General features: G+C 68.1%; 18 protein-coding genes, 1 tRNA gene and 2 pseudogenes. 13 read left to right on the top strand and 8 right to left on the bottom strand.

The features are described from left to right. The 3 genes and pseudogenes from ABZ319_RS35415 to ABZ319_RS35405 form a co-directional block, all read left to right on the top strand. A pseudogene (locus ABZ319_RS35415) lies at positions 1 to 393 on the top strand (Fe-S oxidoreductase); the annotation flags it as partial. Between the two features lie 159 nt (positions 394 to 552). After that, entirely contained in the window at positions 553 to 1314 is a 762-nt protein-coding gene (locus ABZ319_RS35410) for a copper homeostasis protein CutC (protein ID WP_354990929.1), read from the top strand. A gap of 228 nt (positions 1315 to 1542) precedes the next feature. Further along, a complete protein-coding gene (locus ABZ319_RS35405) occupies positions 1543 to 2400 on the top strand; it encodes a lytic polysaccharide monooxygenase (RefSeq protein ID WP_354990928.1) in 858 nt (285 codons plus the stop codon). A gap of 904 nt (positions 2401 to 3304) precedes the next feature. Here the strand turns inward: ABZ319_RS35405 and ABZ319_RS35400 are convergent. The 3 genes and pseudogenes from ABZ319_RS35400 to ABZ319_RS35390 form a co-directional block, all read right to left on the bottom strand. Next, a pseudogene (locus ABZ319_RS35400) lies at positions 3305 to 4528 on the bottom strand (YibE/F family protein); the annotation flags it as partial. A gap of 325 nt (positions 4529 to 4853) precedes the next feature. After that, complete coding sequence (locus ABZ319_RS35395) at positions 4854 to 6104, bottom strand: pyridoxal phosphate-dependent aminotransferase (RefSeq protein WP_354990927.1); 1251 nt, start codon at positions 6102 to 6104, stop codon at positions 4854 to 4856. Between the two features lie 68 nt (positions 6105 to 6172). Next, a complete protein-coding gene (locus tag ABZ319_RS35390) occupies positions 6173 to 7120 on the bottom strand; it encodes an XRE family transcriptional regulator (protein ID WP_354990926.1) in 948 nt (315 codons plus the stop codon). 671 nt (positions 7121 to 7791) lie between these two features. Here ABZ319_RS35390 and ABZ319_RS35385 point away from each other — a divergent pair. Further along, positions 7792 to 8241: a hypothetical protein gene (locus tag ABZ319_RS35385; RefSeq protein WP_354990925.1), complete on the top strand. Its 450-nt coding sequence runs from the start codon at positions 7792 to 7794 to the stop codon at positions 8239 to 8241. 147 nt (positions 8242 to 8388) lie between these two features. On the opposite strand, the gene ABZ319_RS35380 is transcribed toward ABZ319_RS35385, so the two are convergent. The 3 genes from ABZ319_RS35380 to ctaD form a co-directional block, all read right to left on the bottom strand. Beyond that, a complete protein-coding gene (locus ABZ319_RS35380) occupies positions 8389 to 9735 on the bottom strand; it encodes an Hsp70 family protein (RefSeq protein ID WP_354990924.1) in 1347 nt (448 codons plus the stop codon). Positions 9736 to 9988: 253 nt separating this feature from the next. Beyond that, a complete protein-coding gene (gene dcd, locus ABZ319_RS35375; RefSeq protein ID WP_354990923.1) occupies positions 9989 to 10567 on the bottom strand; it encodes a dCTP deaminase in 579 nt (192 codons plus the stop codon). Positions 10568 to 10856: 289 nt separating this feature from the next. Next, positions 10857 to 12686 (bottom strand): cytochrome c oxidase subunit I, encoded by a 1830-nt coding sequence (ctaD, locus tag ABZ319_RS35370; protein WP_354990922.1) that lies wholly within the window; start codon positions 12684 to 12686, stop codon positions 10857 to 10859. A 320-nt stretch (positions 12687 to 13006) separates the two neighbouring features. On the opposite strand from ctaD, the gene ABZ319_RS35365 reads away from it, so the two are divergent. The 6 genes from ABZ319_RS35365 to ABZ319_RS35340 all read left to right on the top strand — a co-directional run bounded on the left by ABZ319_RS35365 (position 13007) and on the right by ABZ319_RS35340 (position 16105). Further along, positions 13007 to 13080: transfer RNA gene (locus ABZ319_RS35365), tRNA-Gly, on the top strand. Between the two features lie 97 nt (positions 13081 to 13177). Continuing rightward, positions 13178 to 14341, top strand: a complete 1164-nt coding sequence (locus ABZ319_RS35360; protein ID WP_354990921.1) for a helix-turn-helix transcriptional regulator — start codon at positions 13178 to 13180, stop codon at positions 14339 to 14341. A 167-nt stretch (positions 14342 to 14508) separates the two neighbouring features. After that, the gene (locus ABZ319_RS35355) at positions 14509 to 14697 is read left to right on the top strand and encodes a hypothetical protein (RefSeq protein WP_354990920.1); all 189 of its coding nucleotides are present in this window, start codon (positions 14509 to 14511) and stop codon (positions 14695 to 14697) included. 2 nt (positions 14698 to 14699) lie between these two features. Next, entirely contained in the window at positions 14700 to 15023 is a 324-nt protein-coding gene (locus ABZ319_RS35350; protein WP_354990919.1) for a hypothetical protein, read from the top strand. A gap of 5 nt (positions 15024 to 15028) precedes the next feature. Then, positions 15029 to 15376, top strand: a complete 348-nt coding sequence (locus ABZ319_RS35345) for a hypothetical protein (protein ID WP_354990918.1) — start codon at positions 15029 to 15031, stop codon at positions 15374 to 15376. A gap of 261 nt (positions 15377 to 15637) precedes the next feature. Then, entirely contained in the window at positions 15638 to 16105 is a 468-nt protein-coding gene (locus ABZ319_RS35340; RefSeq protein WP_354990917.1) for a PASTA domain-containing protein, read from the top strand. 77 nt (positions 16106 to 16182) lie between these two features. Here the strand turns inward: ABZ319_RS35340 and ABZ319_RS35335 are convergent, their stop codons facing one another. Both ABZ319_RS35335 and ABZ319_RS35330 read right to left on the bottom strand, forming a co-directional pair. After that, the gene (locus ABZ319_RS35335; protein WP_354990916.1) at positions 16183 to 16632 is read right to left on the bottom strand and encodes a hypothetical protein; all 450 of its coding nucleotides are present in this window, start codon (positions 16630 to 16632) and stop codon (positions 16183 to 16185) included. A 171-nt stretch (positions 16633 to 16803) separates the two neighbouring features. Next, complete coding sequence (locus ABZ319_RS35330; RefSeq protein WP_354990915.1) at positions 16804 to 17148, bottom strand: hypothetical protein; 345 nt, start codon at positions 17146 to 17148, stop codon at positions 16804 to 16806. A 204-nt stretch (positions 17149 to 17352) separates the two neighbouring features. Here ABZ319_RS35330 and ABZ319_RS35325 point away from each other — a divergent pair, with 204 nt between their 5' ends. The 3 genes from ABZ319_RS35325 to ABZ319_RS35315 all read left to right on the top strand — a co-directional run bounded on the left by ABZ319_RS35325 (position 17353) and on the right by ABZ319_RS35315 (position 20242). Further along, the gene (locus ABZ319_RS35325; protein WP_354990914.1) at positions 17353 to 18132 is read left to right on the top strand and encodes an alpha/beta fold hydrolase; all 780 of its coding nucleotides are present in this window, start codon (positions 17353 to 17355) and stop codon (positions 18130 to 18132) included. A gap of 14 nt (positions 18133 to 18146) precedes the next feature. Continuing rightward, positions 18147 to 18971 (top strand): crotonase/enoyl-CoA hydratase family protein, encoded by an 825-nt coding sequence (locus ABZ319_RS35320; RefSeq protein WP_354990913.1) that lies wholly within the window; start codon positions 18147 to 18149, stop codon positions 18969 to 18971. Between the two features lie 161 nt (positions 18972 to 19132). Then, positions 19133 to 20242 carry a DUF4185 domain-containing protein gene (locus ABZ319_RS35315; RefSeq protein WP_354990912.1) on the top strand — a complete coding sequence of 370 codons (1110 nt, stop codon included), beginning with the start codon at positions 19133 to 19135 and terminating at the stop codon, positions 20240 to 20242. Positions 20243 to 20291: the final 49 nt, after the last annotated feature.

The raw sequence follows: 20291 nt of genomic DNA, 5'->3' as shown, positions 1-20291 counted from the left end.
GCCGAGGCACCCGCTGCCGAGGCACCTGCGGCTGCGGCCCCGGCATCGGCGGCTCCCGCCGAGGCCAAGCCGTCCATCGCGCCCAAGGGCCTGGCCATGAAGTCCGGCCTCAAGCGCCCTACGACCAAGGCGCCCGGCGCGGCCGCTCCCGCTCCGGCGGCTCCGGCCGCCGAAGCGCCTGCGGCACCGGCTACTTCGGCTCCGGTCGAAGAGGTCGCGGAGGAGGTGGCGGCTCCGGCCGAGACCACCGCTCCCGAGACCAACGGCACCCCGGCCGCCAACGGCACCGAGGCGAACGGCACCGAGGGCAACGGCGCGGCCAATCCCCCGGCCGCCAAGCCCGGTGGACTCGGCTTCAAGTCCGGCATGAAGGCCCCGGGCAAGAAGAACTGACCCGCACCGCCTGACCGTCGAGGGCGCGCTACCACCCCGGTAGCGCGCCCTTCGCGTTTTCGCGCGCCCGCCCGGACACCGCGCCGAATGCTGATCTTCAGCCAGTCGTCGTTAATCGTTGGCAAACGCATGGGCGGGTTTTCGCCCATACTGCAAGGTATGACGGAGACGCGGGCGGTGCGGGTGGAGATCGGCGTGGAGTCGCTGGCCGGGGTGCGGATCGCGGAGGCGGCGGGGGCGGATCGCGTCGAGTTGTGCACCGGGCTGGCGGTGGGCGGACTGACGCCGAGTGCGGCGTTGATCGAGGCAGCGGTGCTGGAGGTCGTCGACACCGAGGTCCACGTCCTGATTCGGCCGCGCCCGGGCGACTTTCGGTACACCGCCGAGGAAGTGGCGATCATGCGCGCCGATATCGAGCTCGCACGACGGGTGGGCGCGCACGGCGTGGTGATCGGAGTGCTGGACGAGCGCGGAAATCTGGACGCCTCGGCCAACGCCGAGCTACTGGCCGCTGCGGACGGTCTCGAGGTCACCTGTCACCGGGCTTTCGACGTCTGCGCCGATCCCTTCACGGGCTTCGACCTCCTGCTGGAATCGGGCTTCACCCGGCTGCTCACCTCCGGCCGGCAGGACTCGGTGCTGGACGGCGTACCGCTCATCACGCAGCTGGTGAACCTGGCCGACGGGCGCATCGACGTGATGGCCTGCGGCGGCGTGCGCGCCGACAACGCCCGGCGCGTGATCGAGCTGACGCACGTGCGCGATCTGCATGCCGCCGTGCGCATTCCGGTGCCTGAGTTGCCGCATCCCGATGCCGAGGTCTCCTTCGCCGAATTCGGCGCACCGCGCGGCTTCGATCATTTCGTCACCGATGCCGACGGCGTGTCGGCGCTCTGCGTGGCGGCGCGCTCGACGGTCTGAATTCAGCGTTTTCCCAGCTACTTACGAGTCAGGTTTGCTGCGCGCGTATCGAAGTTTGCTGTGCGCAACGAATTTTCGATCTTCTGAGCTAGGACGCTTGACCAAAGCGTTGCCGAACCATATCTTTTAGAGCACGATTCTGCTTCAAAGTGATCCAGATCACGTCACAGCTATGTCACGAGACAGCGTGCGGGCCCCCCGCTGTCTCACTCTCGCAAGGAGTTTCACGTGGTTAGTAGAAGACTGTCCATTGTCGGGGCCGCCCTGGGCATTTCGCCCATTCTGGCACTGTTGCCCGCCGGTGACGCCCAGGCGCACGGCTACATCACGACCTTCAGCAGACAGGCCCAGTGTGCCGCGGGCACGGTGTCCTGCGGCGCCATCAAGTACGAACCGCAGAGCGTGGAAGGCCCCAAGGGCCTGCGCAATTGCAGCGCGAACCTCGGCCAGTTCGCCGACCTGGACGACGATTCCAAGCCCTGGAAGGTCCAGTCCGTCGGAAAGACAGCGACTTTCAGCTGGACGTTCACCGCCAATCACCGGACGCTGAACTGGGAGTACTACATCGGCGACACCCGGCTCGCGGTGTTCGACGGCAACATGCAGCAGCCCGCGCAGGGCACCTCGCACACGATCGACTTCGGCAATTTCACCGGCCGCCAGAAACTGCTGGCCATCTGGAACATCGGCGACACCGCCGCGGCGTTCTACTCGTGCGTCGACGTGCAGATCGGCGGCGGCGGCGGAAACCCGCCCACCACAACGCGTCCCAGCACGCCGCCGGTGACCACGGCGCCCACGACCGTGCCGCCCACCACGAAGCCGCCGGTCACGACCAAACCCCCGGTCACCACGCCGCCCGCGACCACGCAGCCGCCGGTGACCACCACCCACCACCATCCGACGACCACGATCCCGACCACCACGGACAAACCGGCGGGCGACGAATGGCGGGTCGGCGGCAAGTACGCCGTCGGTGACGTGGTGACCTATCAGGGCAACCGATACCGGTGCCGGCAGGCACACACGGTGTACGACCCGAATTGGATGCCGACCGCGACCCCGGCGCTGTGGCAGCGACTCTGATCGCCCGCCCGGCCCGGTGAGAACGCTGCGAGAGTGGTGATCCAACCCCGGAACACCACTCTCGCAGCAGCTTTCGCGCCGATTTACCGGACGCCGGTGAGCCGCGAACGCAATGCGGGGGGCATCGCTCCGGACCCGGAACCTGGCACCACGATGAACCGGAATTCTTGGCAATTGCAGAGCAACTCGAACCGCACGGTCACCGTACTCGATCACACCCCCAACCGTCCGCTTCCACACGCCCAGCGTGTCAGCGAATTCGGCGTTCGCACCGCCCGCCCGTACCCGCCACGTGCCGCAGCGCCGGATGCGAATCGGACGATTCGAACGAAAGCCCCGATCAGGGCCTGGAGTGCCTGCCCCCGCGCGGTCGCGGCGGGTCATCCGGGTCCGTCGGCGTATTCGGCTGAGCCGCATCGCTTCCCGGTCCCCAGCCCGCACCGCGATCCGGGCGCTCGCCCGCACCGGGTCCGGGCGCGGAGTTCCACGGATCGAAGTCGCTCGGCGCACCCCCGGCCGGCCGGGGCTGAATCGGGTTGGGCGGCAGCGGCCTCGGATACCCGCCGGTGATCGGGTGCCTGGGGTCGGTGACATCCTCCGGACTGCCCGCCGCCGAATTCGCGCGCAGGGACCAGGGCGCCGGCGGCTGTTCCGGATTCGGCCCCGGACCCGCGTACGGCGGATTCGCCTGCGGCGCATCCGAAGGCGGCGATCCGGCGCCGGGCCGGTCCTTGCGCAGCGACGCACCGGTGGATGGTGCGCCCGCACCCGTGGCGCGCGGGCGGCGCGTCCCGCCGGTGGCGCCCGTCCCGCCCTCCGCGAGCGGGCGTTTCGTACCGGCGCCGGCTCGTGCGCCCGCCGTTCGGCGGGCGACCGCACCCGAGCGGACCGGCGCCGGCTTGCGGCCGAACGGCCGGGCCAGCATGACCGCGATGGCCGTGGTAAGCGGTACCGAGAGGGCGAGCGCGATGCCGCCCACCGCGGAACGCGCGATCTCGATGCCGACCGCGTCGCCGGTGAGCACGTCCTTGATCGAGCGCCCGGCCACGCTGAACAGCAGCAGCAACGGCAGCGCGCCACCGGCGTAGGCGAGCACGAGGGTGTAGACGGTACTGGCGATGTGGTCCCGGCCCACCCGCATGGCGGAGCCGAAAATGCTGCGGCGCGTGGCCTTCTCGTCCAGCGCCGCCAGCTCGAAGGCGGCCGACGCCTGGGTGATGGTCACGTCGTTGAGTACACCGAGCGAGCCGATGATGAAGCCCGCCAACAACAATCCGGTGATGCTGACGTGCTGCAGGTAGGTGGCGACGTTGGTGTTCTGCTCTTCGGACAATCCAGTCAGATGGGTCATCTCCAGGGCGACCCAGGACAGCACCGCGGCCAGCACCATGGACGCGAGGGTGCCCAGGAGCGCCGAACTGGTCCGCAGATTCACCCCGTGCGCCAGATACAGCACCGCGTAGAGGATGAGCGCGCCGGAGACCAGCGCGACCGGGATCGCCGGTTTGCCGTCCAAAAGTGCTGGGAGCAAGAACTTTACGACGACGCCGAAGGCGAAGACGAGCCCGATCAGCGCCCGCAGGCCGCGCCAGCGCGCCACCGCGATGATCACCACCGCGAAGATGATCACGATGATGGTCAGCGGCAGCCCGCGCGCGTAGTCGTCGAAGGAGTACATGGGCGCGCCGCTGGCGTCGGTCTGCCGCACGATGCGCAGCGAATCCCCGACGTGCAGCTGCGGTTGCCCCGGGCCCTTGGCGATTTCGAAGAGGGTCTTGTTGCCCTCGTGCGGGCCGGAGTCGATGGTGATGATGCTGCGTTCGCAGGTGTAGGAGTTGTTCCGCGGCGGCAGCGGCTCGTCGGCGAAGACCCGGCCGATCGACGGACTGCCGCAGGCGCCGATGTCCTGCATGACGACGGTGCCGCCCTCGGTGGTGACCGCGCCGCCGCCCGCGCTCTGCATGGGCAGCGGGATGTCGACCTGTTGCGCACTGGGCCACAGCCATACCAGACCGGCCACGACCAGCACGCCGATGACGGCGAGCAAGCCGACGACCACGCGGGCGGCGGTCGCGCCGATCGCTAGTGGTCCCGAATGGTCGTGGGAATGATGATGGTGATCGCTCACTCGGGGAGCCTAAACGACAATCGTTCTCGAAGTACGAAGGGCTGTCCCGAGGCGGGACGGAGAAGTGGGAGGGGGCGGCGGAGAGCAGGGGGATGTCTCCGCCGCCCGGGGATCGGCGGCCCAGGGGGGGTAGGCCTGCCAATCCAGGACCGGACGGCCCAGGGGGGGTAGGCGGTCCGGTCGGGCACCTGAGTGCCAAGGCCTACTGTACACAAAAGGCGGTTCTTTGCGCTAGCTAAGTCTCTAAAAACCGAACTTTTTCGTACCAGCGGTTTGTTTTCGACCGTGTCACTTGTGCGCCACTGGTCAAATGCCCAGTTCAACCCTATTGACGGTAGCCCGCCAGGAAGTTACCGAACCGCTCGATGGCCACCGACAGGTCCCGCGCCCACGGCAGCGTGACGATCCGCAAGTGGTCGTGATGCGGCCAATTGAAGCCCGTGCCCTGCACCATCAGGATCTTCTCCTGCAGCAGCAGATCCAGCACCAGCTTCGAATCGTCGTGGATCTCATGCACTTCCGGGTCCAGTCGAGGGAAGGCGTAGAGCGCGCCGCGCGGCTTCACACAAGAGACACCGGGGATCGTGTTGAGCTGCTCCCACGCCACGTCCCGCTGTTCGAGCAGGCGGCCGCCGGGCAGGATGAGGTCCTCGATGCTCTGATGCCCGCCCAGGGCCACCTGGATCGCGTGCTGCGCGGGCACATTCGGGCACAGGCGCGAGGAGGCCAGCAGCGAGATGCCCTCCAGGAACCCCTCCGCGTGATCCTTCGGACCGGTGATCACCAGCCAGCCCGAGCGATAGCCCGCGACCCGGTAGGCCTTGGACAAACCGTTGAACGTCAGGCACAGCAGATCCGGGGCCAGCGACGCCAGCGAGACGTGCTTGGCGTCGTCGTAGAGGATCTTGTCGTAGATCTCGTCCGCGAGCAGCAGCAGCTGGTGCTTGCGCGCGAGATCCACGATCTGCTGCAGCACCTCCGTCGAATACACCGCGCCCGTCGGATTGTTCGGATTGATCACGACAATGGCCTTGGTCTTGTCGGTGATCTTCGATTCCATGTCGGCGATGTCGGGCTGCCAGCCGTTGGACTCGTCGCACAGGTAGTGCACCGGCGTGCCGCCGGCCAGGCTGGTCATGGCCGTCCACAGCGGGTAGTCCGGCGCGGGCAGCAGCACCTCGTCACCGTTGTTCAGCAGCGCCTGCATGGTGATCGTGATGAGCTCGGAGACGCCGTTGCCCAGGTAGACGTCGTCGACATCGAATTCCGGGAACCCCGGGACCAGTTCGTAGCGGGTGACGATCGCCCGGCGCGCGGGCAGTATGCCCTTGGACTCGGAATAGCCCTGCGCGTACGGCAGCGCCGCGATCATGTCGCGCATGATCACATCGGGCGCGTCGAACCCGAACGGCGCGGGGTTGCCGATGTTCAGCTTGAGGATGCGGTGCCCCTCCGCCTCCAGCCGTGCCGCGTGCGCGTGTACCGGACCCCGAATTTCGTAGACGACGTTCTGGAGCTTGGTGGACTGCTCCAAGACGCGCGGGGACCGGTGCGGTAGGTGACTGGAAGGGCTCACCCGACCATCGTGCCAGTTCCGCGTTCCCGCCACCCCGGGACCCGGCCGCGTGCCGCCCACCGGCCCGTCTACCGCCCGGCGTCCGGGGGCAGCATGCCCTTGGCCGCGGTGGTGCCGCAGAACTCCTCGATCCGCTCGTCCAGCCGCCGAGCCTCGCCCGCCTCCCGGAACTCCGGGCGGATCAGGCGCTGGCGCAGCCCGGTCAGGCGCTCCTCCAACTGGGCGATGCGCTTGTCCTCGTCCAGGCGCAGCACCGGTTGCAGGGCCTCGGCCGCGCCGTCCAGGCTGCCGTTGATCAGGTGCGCGGCGGCGCTGTCCACCCGCGCCAGCGACTCGGCGCCGTAGGACCGCTGCTCGGTGGGCCCGTTGGCGTACAGGTCGATGGCCCGTTCGGTCGCCGTGAGCGCGGGCTGGGCCTGGCCGAGATGGATGTAGGTCGCCCCGGCGTAGTAGTGGCTCTTGGGCTCGTTGAACCCGAACACGCCGCCGACCTCGTCGTGCAGGACGTCGTTGCCCGCGGCGCCCTCGCGGGCGGCCTCGGCCGCGCGGATGCAGCGCTCGGTGTCGGCGACGCTGCCCAGCTTGGACCAGATGCGGGCCTCGATGTTGTGCAGGCGCACCCGCGCCGTCACCGATTCCGCGTACTGCTGACCGCTCTGGGCCAGCAGCACCGCGCGCCGCGGGCGCTCGGACCAGTACTCGATGAGCGCCTGCATACCGCGGGTCCAGGCGCGTAATCCGTTGTGCTCGCACAGTTCCGCGTACGCCCAAGCGGCCCTTGCCTGTTCGCCGGCGGCGTCGACGTAGCCGAGATCGGTGCTGGCGTTGGCCAGCAATCCGGACAGCGTCCCGGCCAGCAGATACAGGTGCCCGGTGTCGGCCGGGCGTTGATGACCTTCGAGCAACCGGTAGACGCGGCGGCGCACCCGCAGCATCTCCACCATCATCGGCACCGGTGGCACATGCACGTAGTCGTTCGCGATTCGCGTGACGTCGGCGTCGAGCTGCTCCAACATGGTCGCTCCCACGTTGGTGCTCTCCGCTCTGCCGGCATGGTCGCTCGCTTCATGAGCAGCCGCCATGATCAGATCCCTCTCCGAAATCGCCGCTAACGCATCACCCCGCATCGCACCCGAATCCACGAGCGCCAGCAGTTCCGCGTCGCTGGAATAGCTGGCGGCAGCCGCGGTGGGTTGCCCGGTGGGGGAACCTCCTTGGCGCGCATCGAAGTCCGGCACGGACGGCCGATCGATCAGGGGCTGGTCGATCAATGCCGCGAACCGTGCCCGAACGATCTCGTCGGACCTGGCGAGGGAAGTATCGAGAGCGGCTTGATTGACGGGACGGGGATGTACCCGATTCCCCCCGGCCTCCCACTTCGAAACCAGGCGTTCGTGCACACCCAAATGTGCTGCGAACTCCCGAATACTCATTCGTTTGGCATCGCGGAGGGCACGGGCCTCTTTACCTGACCACTGCCGGACCACGATGTCATCCTTCCGAACGAACTCCGATGTCCAGGGTACGAGCGAGAACCGGCCACGGCCACAGCCGAAACCCAGCTGGTACCAGGCTTTATACGCGTCGGCAATAGAGGCAGCGAAAGGGCAGTGTAAGGCGGGTGTGCGGGCATACCCACCCGTCCGTAAGAACCGCGACCCTGGAGGCGGAGGTAAGGGAGCGGGTGTTGAACGCGGACAAGCTGAGAACGGTGCAGGACTGGGTGTCGTACTACCGGCACGAAACCGGTCTCCCGGTCGCCGAGCGCGGCGGCTTCGTCATGCTGCCCGTGACCGGTCATGTCGCCGTGGTGCATCTGCCCGTCGCTCGCGCCGAAAAGGTCCGCACCGCACTGCATCAGCACCGGCGCACCGGGCCGATGCTGGCGCGCCAGATTCGCTGGAGCTTTCTGGCCGAACCGGATTCGCGGCCCGGCGTGCAGATCATGGAGGCGCTCAATCGACTCGACGTCGGCATACCCGCCGTCGGCAGCGCGGTCATGCTGCCCACCGGCCTCGGCCGGTGGACGCGGGAGGGCTGCCACTGGGTGGTACCTCCCACCCGAGAACTTCAACTCCCACCCCTGTCGGTGATAGTCACGACAGCTCTGGCGGTGGGAAGCGGAAGCGAGGACTGAAACGCAGCCGGCCCTCGCACCGGCGCAGGCGCGCGCCGGAATCCACCGAGTCCGCCCCTTTCTGGCAGTCGACGGGGCGGACTCGGCGGGTGAGTACGGCTGGAACAACAGGCTTTACGGGCGATATGCCCGATCAGCGGGAATCGGTTACGGCGCGGGTTGCTGCGGGAACAGCGGCGGCAACGTGGGGACCACGACCGGCGGCAGGCCCGGAATGATGGTGAAGGTGTTGGGACCGGGCGCGGGCGGCGCCGCCTCGGTGGTGGTCGTCGCCTGGCGCGGCGGCGGGGCGGCCAGCGACTCGTTGGTGGCGTCGCTGGTGGCCGGGGGCGCGGTGGTGGCCTCGACCGCGGGCGTGCGCGTGGTCGTCGGGGGAACCGAGCTGGACGCGGCGTCACTGCTCTGCGAATCGTGTTCCAGCACTTGCGGACCCCAGCCGATGGAGACGCCGATGGCGGCCACCACGACCAGTGCGCCGACCGCGACCCCGGCCACGCTGATCTCGCGGCGGCGGCTGAACTTCTCGCCCGGGCCGGTCGTCGGATCGGTGCGCCGCGAACGCCAGGACGGCGCGGCGGGCGCGGGCATCGGCAGCGCGTCCTCGAAGGCGTTCGGGAACGGCGTGTTCGCCGCGCGCTGGCGCACCGGGCGCGCCAGCAGGGCCGCGCCGCGGGTGGCGACGCTGCCCGGACCCGGCGCAACGATCACCGGAACGCCCAGCCAGCGACGCAAAACCCTTGCCACCAGGGGAATCTGGGCGCAGCCGCCGATCAGGGCCACGGCCTGGACCTGCTGCTCCGACCGCAGGATGACATCGCGGGTCATGCGCGCCGAGGATTCGACGGCCAGCATGATCAACGCCTCGAAGTTCTCCTGCGACAACAGCACCAGGCCCTCGGTGGAGGGCAGCGCGACGGCGCTGCTGCTGGAGAGCTGCTCCTTGGCCTGGCGGCACAGCGAATCCAGCTCGGCCAGGCCGGCCGCGTCCGGCGGATGCGCGATCCGGCCGGAGGCGATCTGCTGTTCGCGGATCAGCGAATCCAGGTAGTCACCGCTGATGTCGCTGGTGCGCTCGGTGATGTTGATCTGGCGCGAACCGGTGTCGACCACGCTCACCGACAGTCCGGACGCGCCCAGGTCGTACAGCGCCACGGTGCCGTATCCCTGCAGCTCACCGGAGTATTCCAGAAACTCCAGGGCGGCAACGACATCCGGGATGAGCTCGTAGTTGGTGAACTGCCTGCGCGCCATCTCGGCGCGGATCGCGCGGGCGTGCTGCTCGTCGCGGTAGGCGATGGCGGTGGCGACGATGTGCGGATCGGCGGCCAGGATCGACCCCACGGCGTCGGCCGCCAATTCCTCGACCCGGCGCGCACCGACCGGAACCGCCTGCACGTCGAAATTCTCGGCGGTGGGGTGCTCGGGGGAGTTCGCCAGCGGACGCGCGACGCGAACGGCGCCGGACCCCACCGAAACTCCCAAGACCGAACTCATCTGCTGCCCATTTCGTTGCCCCGCTCACCGAACCGCGAGCGGCCCGGGGCCACCTGCGAATCGCCCGCGGAACAACCGGGCGCGGAGCGGTGGAACCACAACATCACGATGTGGTCACTGTACCTGTCGGGGCCACCTTACGACGTGCCGAGCGTTACGTACACCCGCAAGCGGGCAGACCGGACGCGAGTTACCGTGCCGGGACCCGGAATACGCGTGCGATCGTCCCCGCGAAGGGCAGGGACGAGGCAGTTCAGTTGCCGCTGACGGACTGGAAATTCAGATACGCCCGCGACGGAGTCGGGCCGCGCTGGCCCTGGTACTTCGAGCCCGCCGCCGCCGAGCCGTACGGGTGCTCGGCCGGGCTGCTCAGCCGGAACAGGCACAGCTGCCCGATTTTCATGCCCGGCCACAGGGTGATCGGCAGGTTCGCCACGTTCGACAGCTCCAGCGTGATGTGCCCGCTGAAACCCGGATCGATGAAGCCCGCCGTGGAATGGGTGAGCAGGCCGAGCCGGCCCAGGCTCGACTTGCCCTCGAGGCGACCGGCCAGATCGTCGGGCAGGCTGCACACCTCGAGGGTGGAGCCCAGCACGAACTCACCCGGGTGCAGCACGAACGGCTCGCCCGGGGTCGGCTCCACCAGCGTGGTCAGCTCGTCCTGCCGCTGTGCGGGATCGATATGGGTGTACCGCGTGTTGTTGAACACCCGGAACAAACTGTCCAGCCGCACATCGATACTCGACGGCTGCACCAGCGTGTGGTCGAACGGGTCGAGCCCGAGACGCCCCGCGGCGATCTCCGAACGGATGTCGCGATCAGAAAGCAGCACTGGGATATCTTGCCCTCCGCTTCGCTGCGGGCGGGCCGCGGCCCCTGAAGTCTCGTTCTTCCCTCCCTCCGCTCCTCCGCTTCGCTCCCCCGCTCCGCTCAGTCCAGAACGAGACGGGCCGCGGCCTTGCGGCCGGTGGGCGGGGAAGGGACGCGGCCTGATGGGGACGCGGCCTGATGGGGAGGTGGCCTGATGCGGAGGTGCCACACCTTTCGGGTCTGGGTGCCAAGGCGGCGGGGTGGGCGTGGCGCCCACGGCCAGGGTGCAGCGGGCGCGAGTGGTCTTGGGGCTATTCCTTCTCCAGGGTGGGGCTTTCCTTGTCCGAGGTGGGGCGATCCTCAGGGGCGGAGTCTTCGAGGGCCGGGGGTTCCGCGGAGTCTTCCAGGACCGTGGCTTCGGTGGCTTCGACCGATTTGTGGGGGCGGCTGCCCCAGCCGGCGTGGGCCTCGGTGCGCATGCGCTCGACCATGTGGGGGTAGTGGAGTTCGAAGGCGGGGCGTTCGGAGCGGATGCGGGGGAGCTCGTAGAAGTTGTGGCGCGGGGGCGGGCAGGTGGTCGCCCACTCCAGGGAGTTGCCGTAGCCCCAGGGATCGTCGACGGTCGCGAGCTCGCCGTAGCGGTAGCTCTTGAAGACGTTCCAGACGAACGTGACCATCGACAGGCCGAGCACGAACGAGCCGACCGTGGAAATGGTGTTCAGGGTGGTGAATCCGTCGCTCGGGAGGTAGTCGACGTAGCGGCGCGGCATGCCCTCGTTGCCCAGCCAGTGCTGCACCAGGAACGTCAGGTGGAAGCCGAAGAACGTGGTCCAGAAGTGCAGCTTGCCCAGGCGCTCGTCCATCATGCGGCCGGTCATCTTCGGGAACCAGAAGTAGATGCCCGCGAAGGTCGCGAACACGATGGTCCCGAACAGCACGTAGTGGAAGTGCGCCACCACGAAATAGGTGTCGGACACGTGAAAGTCGAGCGGGGGCGACGCGAGCACCACGCCGGACAGACCGCCGAACAGGAAGGTCACCAGGAAGCCGATCGACCACAGCATGGGCGTCTCGAAGGTGAGCTGCCCGCGCCACATGGTGCCGATCCAGTTGAAGAACTTCACCCCGGTGGGCACCGCGATGAGGAACGTCATGAGCGAGAAGAACGGGAGCAGCACCGCGCCGGTGGCGTACATGTGATGGGCCCACACCGCCACCGACAGCGCGGCGATCGAGAGTGTCGCGTAGACCAGCGTCGAATAGCCGAACAGCGGTTTGCGACTGAAGACCGGGAAGATCTCGGTCACGATGCCGAAGAACGGCAGCGCGACTATGTACACCTCGGGATGGCCGAAGAACCAGAACAGGTGCTGCCACAGCAGCACCCCGCCGTTGGCCGCGTCGTAGATGTGCCCGCCCAGGTGCCGGTCGACGGCCAGTGCCAGGAGCGCGGCGGTCAGGATCGGAAAGGCCAGCAGCACAAGCACACTCGTCACCAGGATGTTCCAGGTGAAGATCGGCATGCGGAACATCGTCATGCCCGGGCAGCGCAGGCAGATCACCGTGGTGATCATGTTGACGCCGCCCAGGATCGTGCCGACGCCGGAGACCGCCAGGCCCATGATCCACAGGTCGGCGCCCACGCCCGGGGAGTGCGTGAAGTCGCTGAGCGGTGTGTATCCGGTCCAGCCGAAATCGGCGGCCCCGCCCGGGGTGATGAAGCCGGCCGTGGCCATGGTGGCGCCGAACAGGTACAGCCAGTAGCTGAAGGCGTTCAGGCGCGGGAACGCCACGTCCGGTGCGCCGATCTGCAAGGGCAGCACCGCGTTGGCGAATCCGAACACGATGGGGGTGGCGTAGAACAGCAGCATGATCGTGCCGTGCATGGTGAACAGCTGATTGAACTGTTCGGCCGAGAGGAACTGCATCCCCGGGCGCGCCAGCTCGCTGCGCATCAGCAGCGCCATGAGGCCGCCGATCAGGAAGAACGTCATCGCGGTGCAGAGGTACATGATCCCCAGCACCTTGGGGTCGGTGGTCGTCACCGCCTTCCACAGGAAGGAGCCCTTCGGCCCCATGCGGGGCGGATAGGGCCGCGCGGCCTTCAGCTTCGGGACATCCTGCGACGGCACGGCGGTCATGTGTCCTCCTCGACCCCCGAACAGGAGACCGAGACACACGTCAGCTAACCCTCAGCGCACCCAAAGTCCCTGTGGTGGACGGGCTTTCAACCCTGCGAGCCAGTGTAAGACCGAGACGAAACCGAACCCCCTACTTCGGCGAAACAACTCACCCGCCCCCGGCGCGCCGCCCCCGACACGGCCCGCTCCCGGCCCCGCGCTCCGAGTTGCCCGCGCCCCCTCTGCGCCCTCCGCCACCCTCCGGACCAGCTTCGACGCGTAAAGAGTTGCGTTCCGCGTCCCCGCGTCTGATAGAGTCGCGGACGCGTCCAGACGCACATGCCGATGTAGTTCAATGGTAGAACTTCTGCTTCCCAAGCAGATGGCGCGGGTTCGATTCCCGTCATCGGCTCCACCGGATACACGCCCCGGCCAGGATTTCCCGGCCGGGGCGTTTTCCATGGATCGGCACTTCGCTGTACGCGACACCGAATGAGTCGTAGCCTCGGGCTATGGGTCTGGACTGCGGAGAACGCGTGCGGAACGCACGCAAACGGAGCGGGCTGACGCAGAGCGAATTGGCCGAGCGATGCCCGGATGTCTCACTGTCACAGCTGCGCGCGATCGAACGCGGCGAATACAACCCGCGGCAGTACGCCCTGCGGCAAATGGCCGTGGCCCTGCGGGTCCGGACATCGACCCTGGCCGACGGTGGCGACGCCGAGTACGCCGACGTCGAAACCGAGGCGGCCTGGACCTCGGTGCGCCGCGCGCTGATCGGGCAATTCCCGGAAGCGGACAGCCCCGCCTCGGTGATCGGGGTGCGCACCGATCTCGAAAGCCTGCGGGGAATGCTCGGCACGCACCGGTACGGCGAAGTCGCCGCCCGGTTACCGGGACTACTGCGCGATACGGACGACATCGACGGCCAGGGGCGCACGATTCGATCACGTGTACTGAATCTGACCGGGTGGATGCTGACGCAATGCCGCCAATTCGACTTGGCCGAGGCAACACTCGATCGCGCCATCGACGCGTCCGAGGATCGTATGGACGCCGGAGCGGCGGCGAACACCCTGGTGTGGGTTCTGCTGCGGCAGGGGAAGATCGCTCAGGCCCGGGACACGGCCATTCGATGGGCGGATGAGATCGAACCGCGGTTCTCGCGGGCGACGACCGCCGAGTTGTCGGTATGGGGCCGCATGTGGCTGTACGTCGCGAACTGTTCCCTGCGCGACAACGCGACCGGCGACGCCGAGGACGCGATGAACCTCGCACGCGCGGCGTCCGCCAGGATCGGCCAGGAGGTGTACACCGACGCGTCGACCGTGCGCACGTTCGGCCCGATCACCGTGGCGCACATCGCCGCCGAAGGCTACGCCCTCGAAGGCAGGGCAGCGCTTGCGCTTTCGATCGCCGAGCAGACTCCGGTGGCAACGCTGCAGCCCGTCGCGGCCAGCCGGCTTCGGCATCGGCTCGACGTCGCCAGTGCGCACAGCCAACTCGGGCAGTACGGCGAAGCCATGGCGGTGCTACAGCGGACGTGGAGCGACGCGCCGGAATGGCTTGTACAGCAACGGTATGCACGTGACGTGATGTCGTCGATCATCACCAAGCGGCGCACTTTGACGCCGGAGATGCGCGATCTCGCGGACAAGATTCGTTTGGAGTACTAGTTCACATTCGTCCCAGGAATGACGCTTTCGGCTGACAGGAGCCGGAAGCGTCATTTTCTTGGATGCCCCCTGATGCGAGCCTTTTTCCAGCGCCCGGTGCCGAATCGGCAAACCGCCTCGGACCACTCGTCGGCGCCCGCATTCCCAAGGATCGGAGGGCACCGGATATGGAACTGATTCTCTCGGCCGCAGTGATCGCCATCGCGACGATCCTCGCCGCACTGCGTTCTGCCGCATCGAGCGCCGCGGCGCACTCCGCCGGGACGGGCCGCCATCGCGCGGCCGTCTCGGTGGACGACATCCGCGCACGGCTCGCCGCCGAGGCCGAGCGCCTCCTCCCCGCCGGGAGGTGGTGAGGATGCGATCGGCGATCGGATACCTGCGCAGCGACCTGGCCGGCGCCCGGCAGCGCCGACACGAGACCGAAATCCGTTACGCCGCAGCGATGGCGGGATACGACCTGCGCAAGATCGCGGCGTTCAGCGACAGGACCGACGACCGCATTCATCGCATCCGGGTGATGCTGGACCGCCTCGGCGTCGACGCGGTCATCACCCCGAGCCTGGACCACCTCGAGTCCGCGATCGTGCCCACGGCGCTGACCGAGGTCGCCGACGTACTCACGATCGAACCCGCGCGCACCTATCCGCGGACACCGCCGACGACCACGACGGAAGGCTGAGGGTCATGGACGAGACGAACGCCGATCAGCCGGTCTCAACGTTCGCGTGCTCGCCGGACCTCGCGGCCCTGATGACCAAAGCCGAGGACATCGCGGTCGCGGGGAGCGCCCCGAACGTCGGCGTCGAGCACGTCCTGCTGGCGATGCTCGCCGACCCGGGCCTCATCGTCCGGGCCGGGCTGGCCATCGCCGACGATCCGCGCGTGGTCTTCGTGCGCCTCGGTCAGGCAGCCGCCCGGGGAACCGTCAGCGCCCCCGTCCCGAAATCCGGTATCAATTCTCGTATTTCATACAAAGGCGACCATTCCGACTTGGTTGTCGAGCGTCCCGGAGACATTCTCGGCAACCGATGACATAGCGTGCCAACCTTCGTTTCGCCGCTTGCGGCACGCCGAGCACCGTCGATACTTTCTCCCCAACGGCGTTCGGATTCTGCACCGGCCTACCGATTCTCGATCATCGGAGCTGTTCCGGACGCACCGACCGGTGCGGGTCTCGGCACTCTTTCGTATGTGCTCGCCACATGGTCGGCCGATTCGATACCGGTCTCAGGCCGACGGCCGGGCGACGTGCCCGATGGCCGTTCGGCGATGCGCCAATTCGAGAGAGAAGCCATGCACCGATTCCGCCCGACCGCGCGTACAACGGGCAATTCCACCGCACTGCTGGGCGTGCTCTGCGCCCTCAGCGCCTGCGCGACGACGACCGAATCCACCCGGACGAGCACCACCGCACCCCCGGCCGCGCCGGCCGCGATCACCACCACTTCCGCACCCGCCGCACTGCCCGCACCCGCCACGCAGGCGCCCGGGACCGCCGCACCGACCACCTCCGCACCCGCCGTAGCGCCCGCCGCCCTCATGCCGAGCGTCGTCTGCATGAACCTGCAGGCCGCACAGGACACCATCCAGGAAGCGGGCGTCTTCTTCTCGCGATCGAAGGATGCGACCGGCGCCGATCGCAAGCAGATCGTCGACAGCAATTGGGTGGTCGTCGCCCAATCTCCGGCCGCGGGAACACCGTTCACCGAGGGCGAGGCCGTGCTGTCGGTCGTCAAGATCGGTGAGCCGAGTCAGTGCTGACCGGGTGAGATGACCGGGTGAGATGACCCGGTTCGTGCGCCCCGTCCGCCGGGCGGGCGGGGCGCACGGTCACGAACTCACGAGCATTCCTTCACCACGCGGGTGGCGGCGGAGGCGGCCTTGCGGAGATCGTCCATGCTCAGGCCGAGCTCGGTCGGGTTGTTCGTGTTGCCCTTCTCGATGATCTTGGTCAGGCCGTTCTGCGAAAGGTCCTCGTCCACATAGATTTTCGCGACGCAGTCGGCGGTCTTCGCGTCCAGGCCGCCCTTGTCCTGCAGGGACTGCGAGATGATCGGGACCGCCAGCGCGCCCGACGGGACCGCGCCCGGGGTGGTGGCGTCGGACTTCGTGGTCGACTTCGGAGCCGAACCGGAGGTCAGCGGGGCCGTGGTGGCGCCCGGGGACGTGGTGACCGGAGCGGAGCTCACGGGCGCGAGAGTGGTGGGGGCGGTGGACGACTCGTCCGTGCCGCAGGCCGCCAGCAGCGGGAGCGCCAGCAGCGCCGCCGCGAATACAGATTTCCGCATAACAAGTTCCTAGCTCTGTCGGATGACGGAGGGGGTGTCTCCGATGACGGACCACGCCGTCACCCGAGACTGCCCCCCGCCCCTTGCGATCCGACAGGGAACCGCTTAAAACCCAGGCGGGGCAGCGCCTGTGCCGTCCCCGACCGCCGAGCCTGCCCCCGGGTCAGCGCCCTACTTCAGGCACTCGCCCACGATCTTATTCGTCGCCGAGCGCGCCTTCTCGGCGTCGCCGGAGGTCATACCCATGGATTCCGGATCGGTGGCCGAGGCCGCCTTGGCGTCGTTCTTGATCATCAGACGCAGCCCGTCCTGCGAAATCCCCTCGTCCACATAGATCTTCGCCGCGCAGTCGGCCAGCTTGGTGTCCTTGAGGCCGCCGTCCTGCAACGCCTTCGACACCTCCGCCGCGGTGACAGCCGGAGCCTTGTCGTCGTCACTGCCGCAGGCGGCCAGCAGTGGCAGGGCGACGAGCGCGGCGGCGATCAGGGAAATGCGCACGGGTTCCTCGATTCTCATGAACGGTGGGGCTGAGTGCCGCAGGAACGATCTCACAGAACCGGGGCATTGTGCAGCGCTCATCGAAAGCGGTGCTCGGCGCGGGTACGGAGCGATGCTCGGCGCGGGTCCCGAGCCACGCCCGACACCGGCCGAAATCCACAATTGGCCGCCTGCCAACGACTGTTAGGGTCGATCCACCGCCATACGCCCAGGGGAGTCGAGATGACCGAGCTGAACCATTACCGCACCGGCAGCGGCGAGCCCCTGGTGCTCGTGCACGGCGTCGGAAGTCGCTGGCAGGTCTGGGAACCCGTCATCGACACCCTGGCCGCGGCCTACGAGGTCATCGCCGTCGACCTGCCCGGCTTCGGCGCCAGCGCGCCGCTGGCGCACACCACCGTCTCGACCCTCGCCGACGCGCTGGTGGACTTCCTCGCCGCGCAGGGCATCGACTCCCCGCACCTGGCGGGCAATTCCATGGGCGGCGGCATCGCGCTCGATCTGGCCGCGCGCGGCGTCGCCCGCTCGGTCACCGCATACTCCCCCATCGGCTTCTGGGATACCGCCGGCCGGGTGTGGTGCCAGCAGGCGCTGGGCCGCGCCAAGAACCTGAGCACCCTGCTGCGCCCGATCGCCCCGGCTATTCTCGGCAACACCGCCGGGCGCACCGCGCTGACCAGTCTGGTGTTCGGCCGGGCGTGGGCGCTGGAACCGCGCGTCGCGATCGAGACCGTCGAAGGCCTGCTCGGCGCGGAAGGGTTCGACCCCGCGCTGGCCTCCTTCACCGGTTTCCGGCTGCCCGATCCCAGCGCGGTCGACCACCTCCCGGTGACCATCGCCTGGGGCAATCGCGACATACTTCTCACGTACGCCACCCAGGCCCGCCGTGCCCGCGCTCTACTGCCCGGCGCCCGGCACGTCACGCTGCCCGGCAGCGGGCACACACCGTTCTACGACGACCCGGACCGCTGCGCCCAGCTGCTGCTGGATCGGCGGGGATGAGCGAAGGAACTGCCGTGAGCACCAGCGATTCGACCAGCAGCACTCTCGAGAACAGCGCGGCGGGCACCGGCGCGCCCGCCGCCGTCACCAAGAACAATGTGTCCCTGCGTTTCGCGGGCGATCGCGCCTACGTGTGCCTGGATCGCCCCGACAAGCACAATGGCCTGACCCTGGACATGCTGCGCGAACTCGTGCGCGTCGCCGGAGTCGTCGAGCAGCGCAAGGACATCCGCGCCGTCATCCTGACCGGCAACGGACCGAGCTTTTCCTCCGGATTGGATATCGCCAAAGCAATGGGCGATCCGGTGGCAATCGTGCGCGGATTCATCCCGCTGCCGTGGCGCGGCACCAATCTCTTCCAGGAGGCGTGCTGGGCGTGGCGCCGGTTGCCGCAGCCGGTCATCGCCGCCGTGCACGGCCGCTGCTACGGCGGCGGCCTGCAGATCGCGCTCGCCGCCGACTTCCGATTCGTCACGCCCGACGCCGAATTCGCGGTCATGGAGGCCAAGCACGGGCTCATCCCCGACATGACCGGCGCGGCCACACTGTCCCGGCTGATCGGCCTGGACCAGGCCCTGCTGCTCACCATGACCGCCGATCCGGTGGACGCGGCGTACGCCGAGCGCATCGGCCTGGTGACCGAGGTGCACGCCGACCCGATCGCCGCCGCCGAACGACTCGCCGACCGCATCGCCGGCCGCCCGGCACACACCGTCGCGAGCGCCAAGCGACTGTTCGATCGCAGCTGGGAGGCAACGATTCGACGAACTCTGGCAATCGAACGCGCGACACAGCTGCCTTTGATCGTCCGTCAGGCCCTGAGTCGTGGTACGAAATAACGATCCGAGCCAACCCCCGGCAAATACCCGGTCTCGATCTGACGGAGACCCGTTCCGCTGTTAGCATTTTCACACTTTGCCAGCGAGTCGAGCACTTTGTGCGACCCGTCACATACCGTGTGGTCGCGCATTATTCGGCGAGAACCGGAGGGCCCACGCAATTGACCAAGACCGCCCCCCTGCTGCTGTCCGCGATAGCAGGCGCCACGGCCTTGCTCCTCACCGTGACATCTCCGGCAGCGGCCAACCCTAACGCCATCAACCCGATTCCGGTGCTCAACGGCACCCACGGGCTACCCCAGTTGCCCGGACGGTCCAAGGCCGTCTTCCAGGTCACCGGGATGGCGAGCCCGAACAACACCCAGACCTACAACGTGCTGGGCACCGACCTGGGCATCATGTGGGACAACGGCCACGGCGAGATGCTGACGACCTTCGGCGACACCGCCGGGCTCGGCTTCCCGAACCTGCTGGTCGGCAGCACCTGGGCGTGGCGTTCCAACATCCTGGTGCGCTCGCACACCCAGGATCCCGCCAACGGCATCTACTTCGACAGCGTGGTGCGCGACGTCTTCGGGCAGGCGCGGGATCTGATCCCCAGCCCCAAGATTCCGTTCCTCGAGATCAGCCGCATCCCCACCGCGGCCATCTCGGTCGGGGGCACCCAGTACATGAGCCTGATGTCGGTCAAGACCTGGGACGACGTCGGCGAGTGGACCACCAACTTCTCCGGCCTCGCCGTCTCCGGCGACAACGGCGAGAACTGGGTGGAACTGCCCGGCACCCGGCGGCCCGACGAGGGCGGCAACGGCAACTTCCAGATGAACTCGTTCGTCAAGGCCGGCGGCTTCGTCTACGAGTACGGCACCGCCTCGGGGCGCAACAACCCCGCGTACGTCGCCCGGGTGCCCGAGGCCGCCATCGGCGATCTCGGCGCCTACGAATACTGGGTCGGCGATCAGTGGAAGCGCGGCGACGTGGACGGGGCGACCCCGGTCATCGGCGGCGGCATCTCCGAGATGTCGGTCATGTGGAACGACTACCTCGGGCAATACATCATGCTCACCACGGACCCGTGGAACTCGGTGGTCATGTACCGCGCACCCAGCCCGGAAGGCCCGTGGGGCGGACCGGAAGTGCTCATCGACACCCGGGAACTGCCGACCGCGTACGCGCCGTCGATCTTCCCGTACCAGACCGGGCGCGACCTGTACTTCCTCACGACCGTGCACAGCCAGTACAACGTGATCCTGATGAAGACCCAGCTCTGAGGCTGCGGCGCTGAGACATTCGGCCGCGAACACCGCCGGTGTTCGCGGC

Source organism: Nocardia sp. NPDC005978 (assembly GCF_040614455.1).
In the GTDB taxonomy this organism is placed as follows: domain Bacteria; phylum Actinomycetota; class Actinomycetes; order Mycobacteriales; family Mycobacteriaceae; genus Nocardia.
The sequence above is the reverse complement of the archived record's forward strand: the minus strand, read 5'-3'. Positions and strand labels throughout refer to the sequence as shown.

Excerpts from the sequence above, each read along its gene's own strand:
- ABZ319_RS35360 (WP_354990921.1), top strand. The coding sequence starts at position 13,178 with ATGGGTCTGGACTGCGGAGAACGCGTGCGGAACGCACGCAAACGGAGC.
- ABZ319_RS35325 (WP_354990914.1), top strand. The coding sequence starts at position 17,353 with ATGACCGAGCTGAACCATTACCGCACCGGCAGCGGCGAGCCCCTGGTG.
- ABZ319_RS35350 (WP_354990919.1), top strand. The coding sequence starts at position 14,700 with ATGCGATCGGCGATCGGATACCTGCGCAGCGACCTGGCCGGCGCCCGG.
- ABZ319_RS35335 (WP_354990916.1), bottom strand. The coding sequence starts at position 16,632 with ATGCGGAAATCTGTATTCGCGGCGGCGCTGCTGGCGCTCCCGCTGCTG.
- ABZ319_RS35355 (WP_354990920.1), top strand. The coding sequence starts at position 14,509 with ATGGAACTGATTCTCTCGGCCGCAGTGATCGCCATCGCGACGATCCTC.
- ABZ319_RS35410 (WP_354990929.1), top strand. The coding sequence starts at position 553 with ATGACGGAGACGCGGGCGGTGCGGGTGGAGATCGGCGTGGAGTCGCTG.
- ABZ319_RS35340 (WP_354990917.1), top strand. The coding sequence starts at position 15,638 with ATGCACCGATTCCGCCCGACCGCGCGTACAACGGGCAATTCCACCGCA.
- ABZ319_RS35380 (WP_354990924.1), bottom strand. The coding sequence starts at position 9,735 with ATGAGTTCGGTCTTGGGAGTTTCGGTGGGGTCCGGCGCCGTTCGCGTC.
- ctaD (WP_354990922.1), bottom strand. The coding sequence starts at position 12,686 with ATGACCGCCGTGCCGTCGCAGGATGTCCCGAAGCTGAAGGCCGCGCGG.
- ABZ319_RS35330 (WP_354990915.1), bottom strand. The coding sequence starts at position 17,148 with ATGAGAATCGAGGAACCCGTGCGCATTTCCCTGATCGCCGCCGCGCTC.
- ABZ319_RS35345 (WP_354990918.1), top strand. The coding sequence starts at position 15,029 with ATGGACGAGACGAACGCCGATCAGCCGGTCTCAACGTTCGCGTGCTCG.
- ABZ319_RS35390 (WP_354990926.1), bottom strand. The coding sequence starts at position 7,120 with ATGTTGGAGCAGCTCGACGCCGACGTCACGCGAATCGCGAACGACTAC.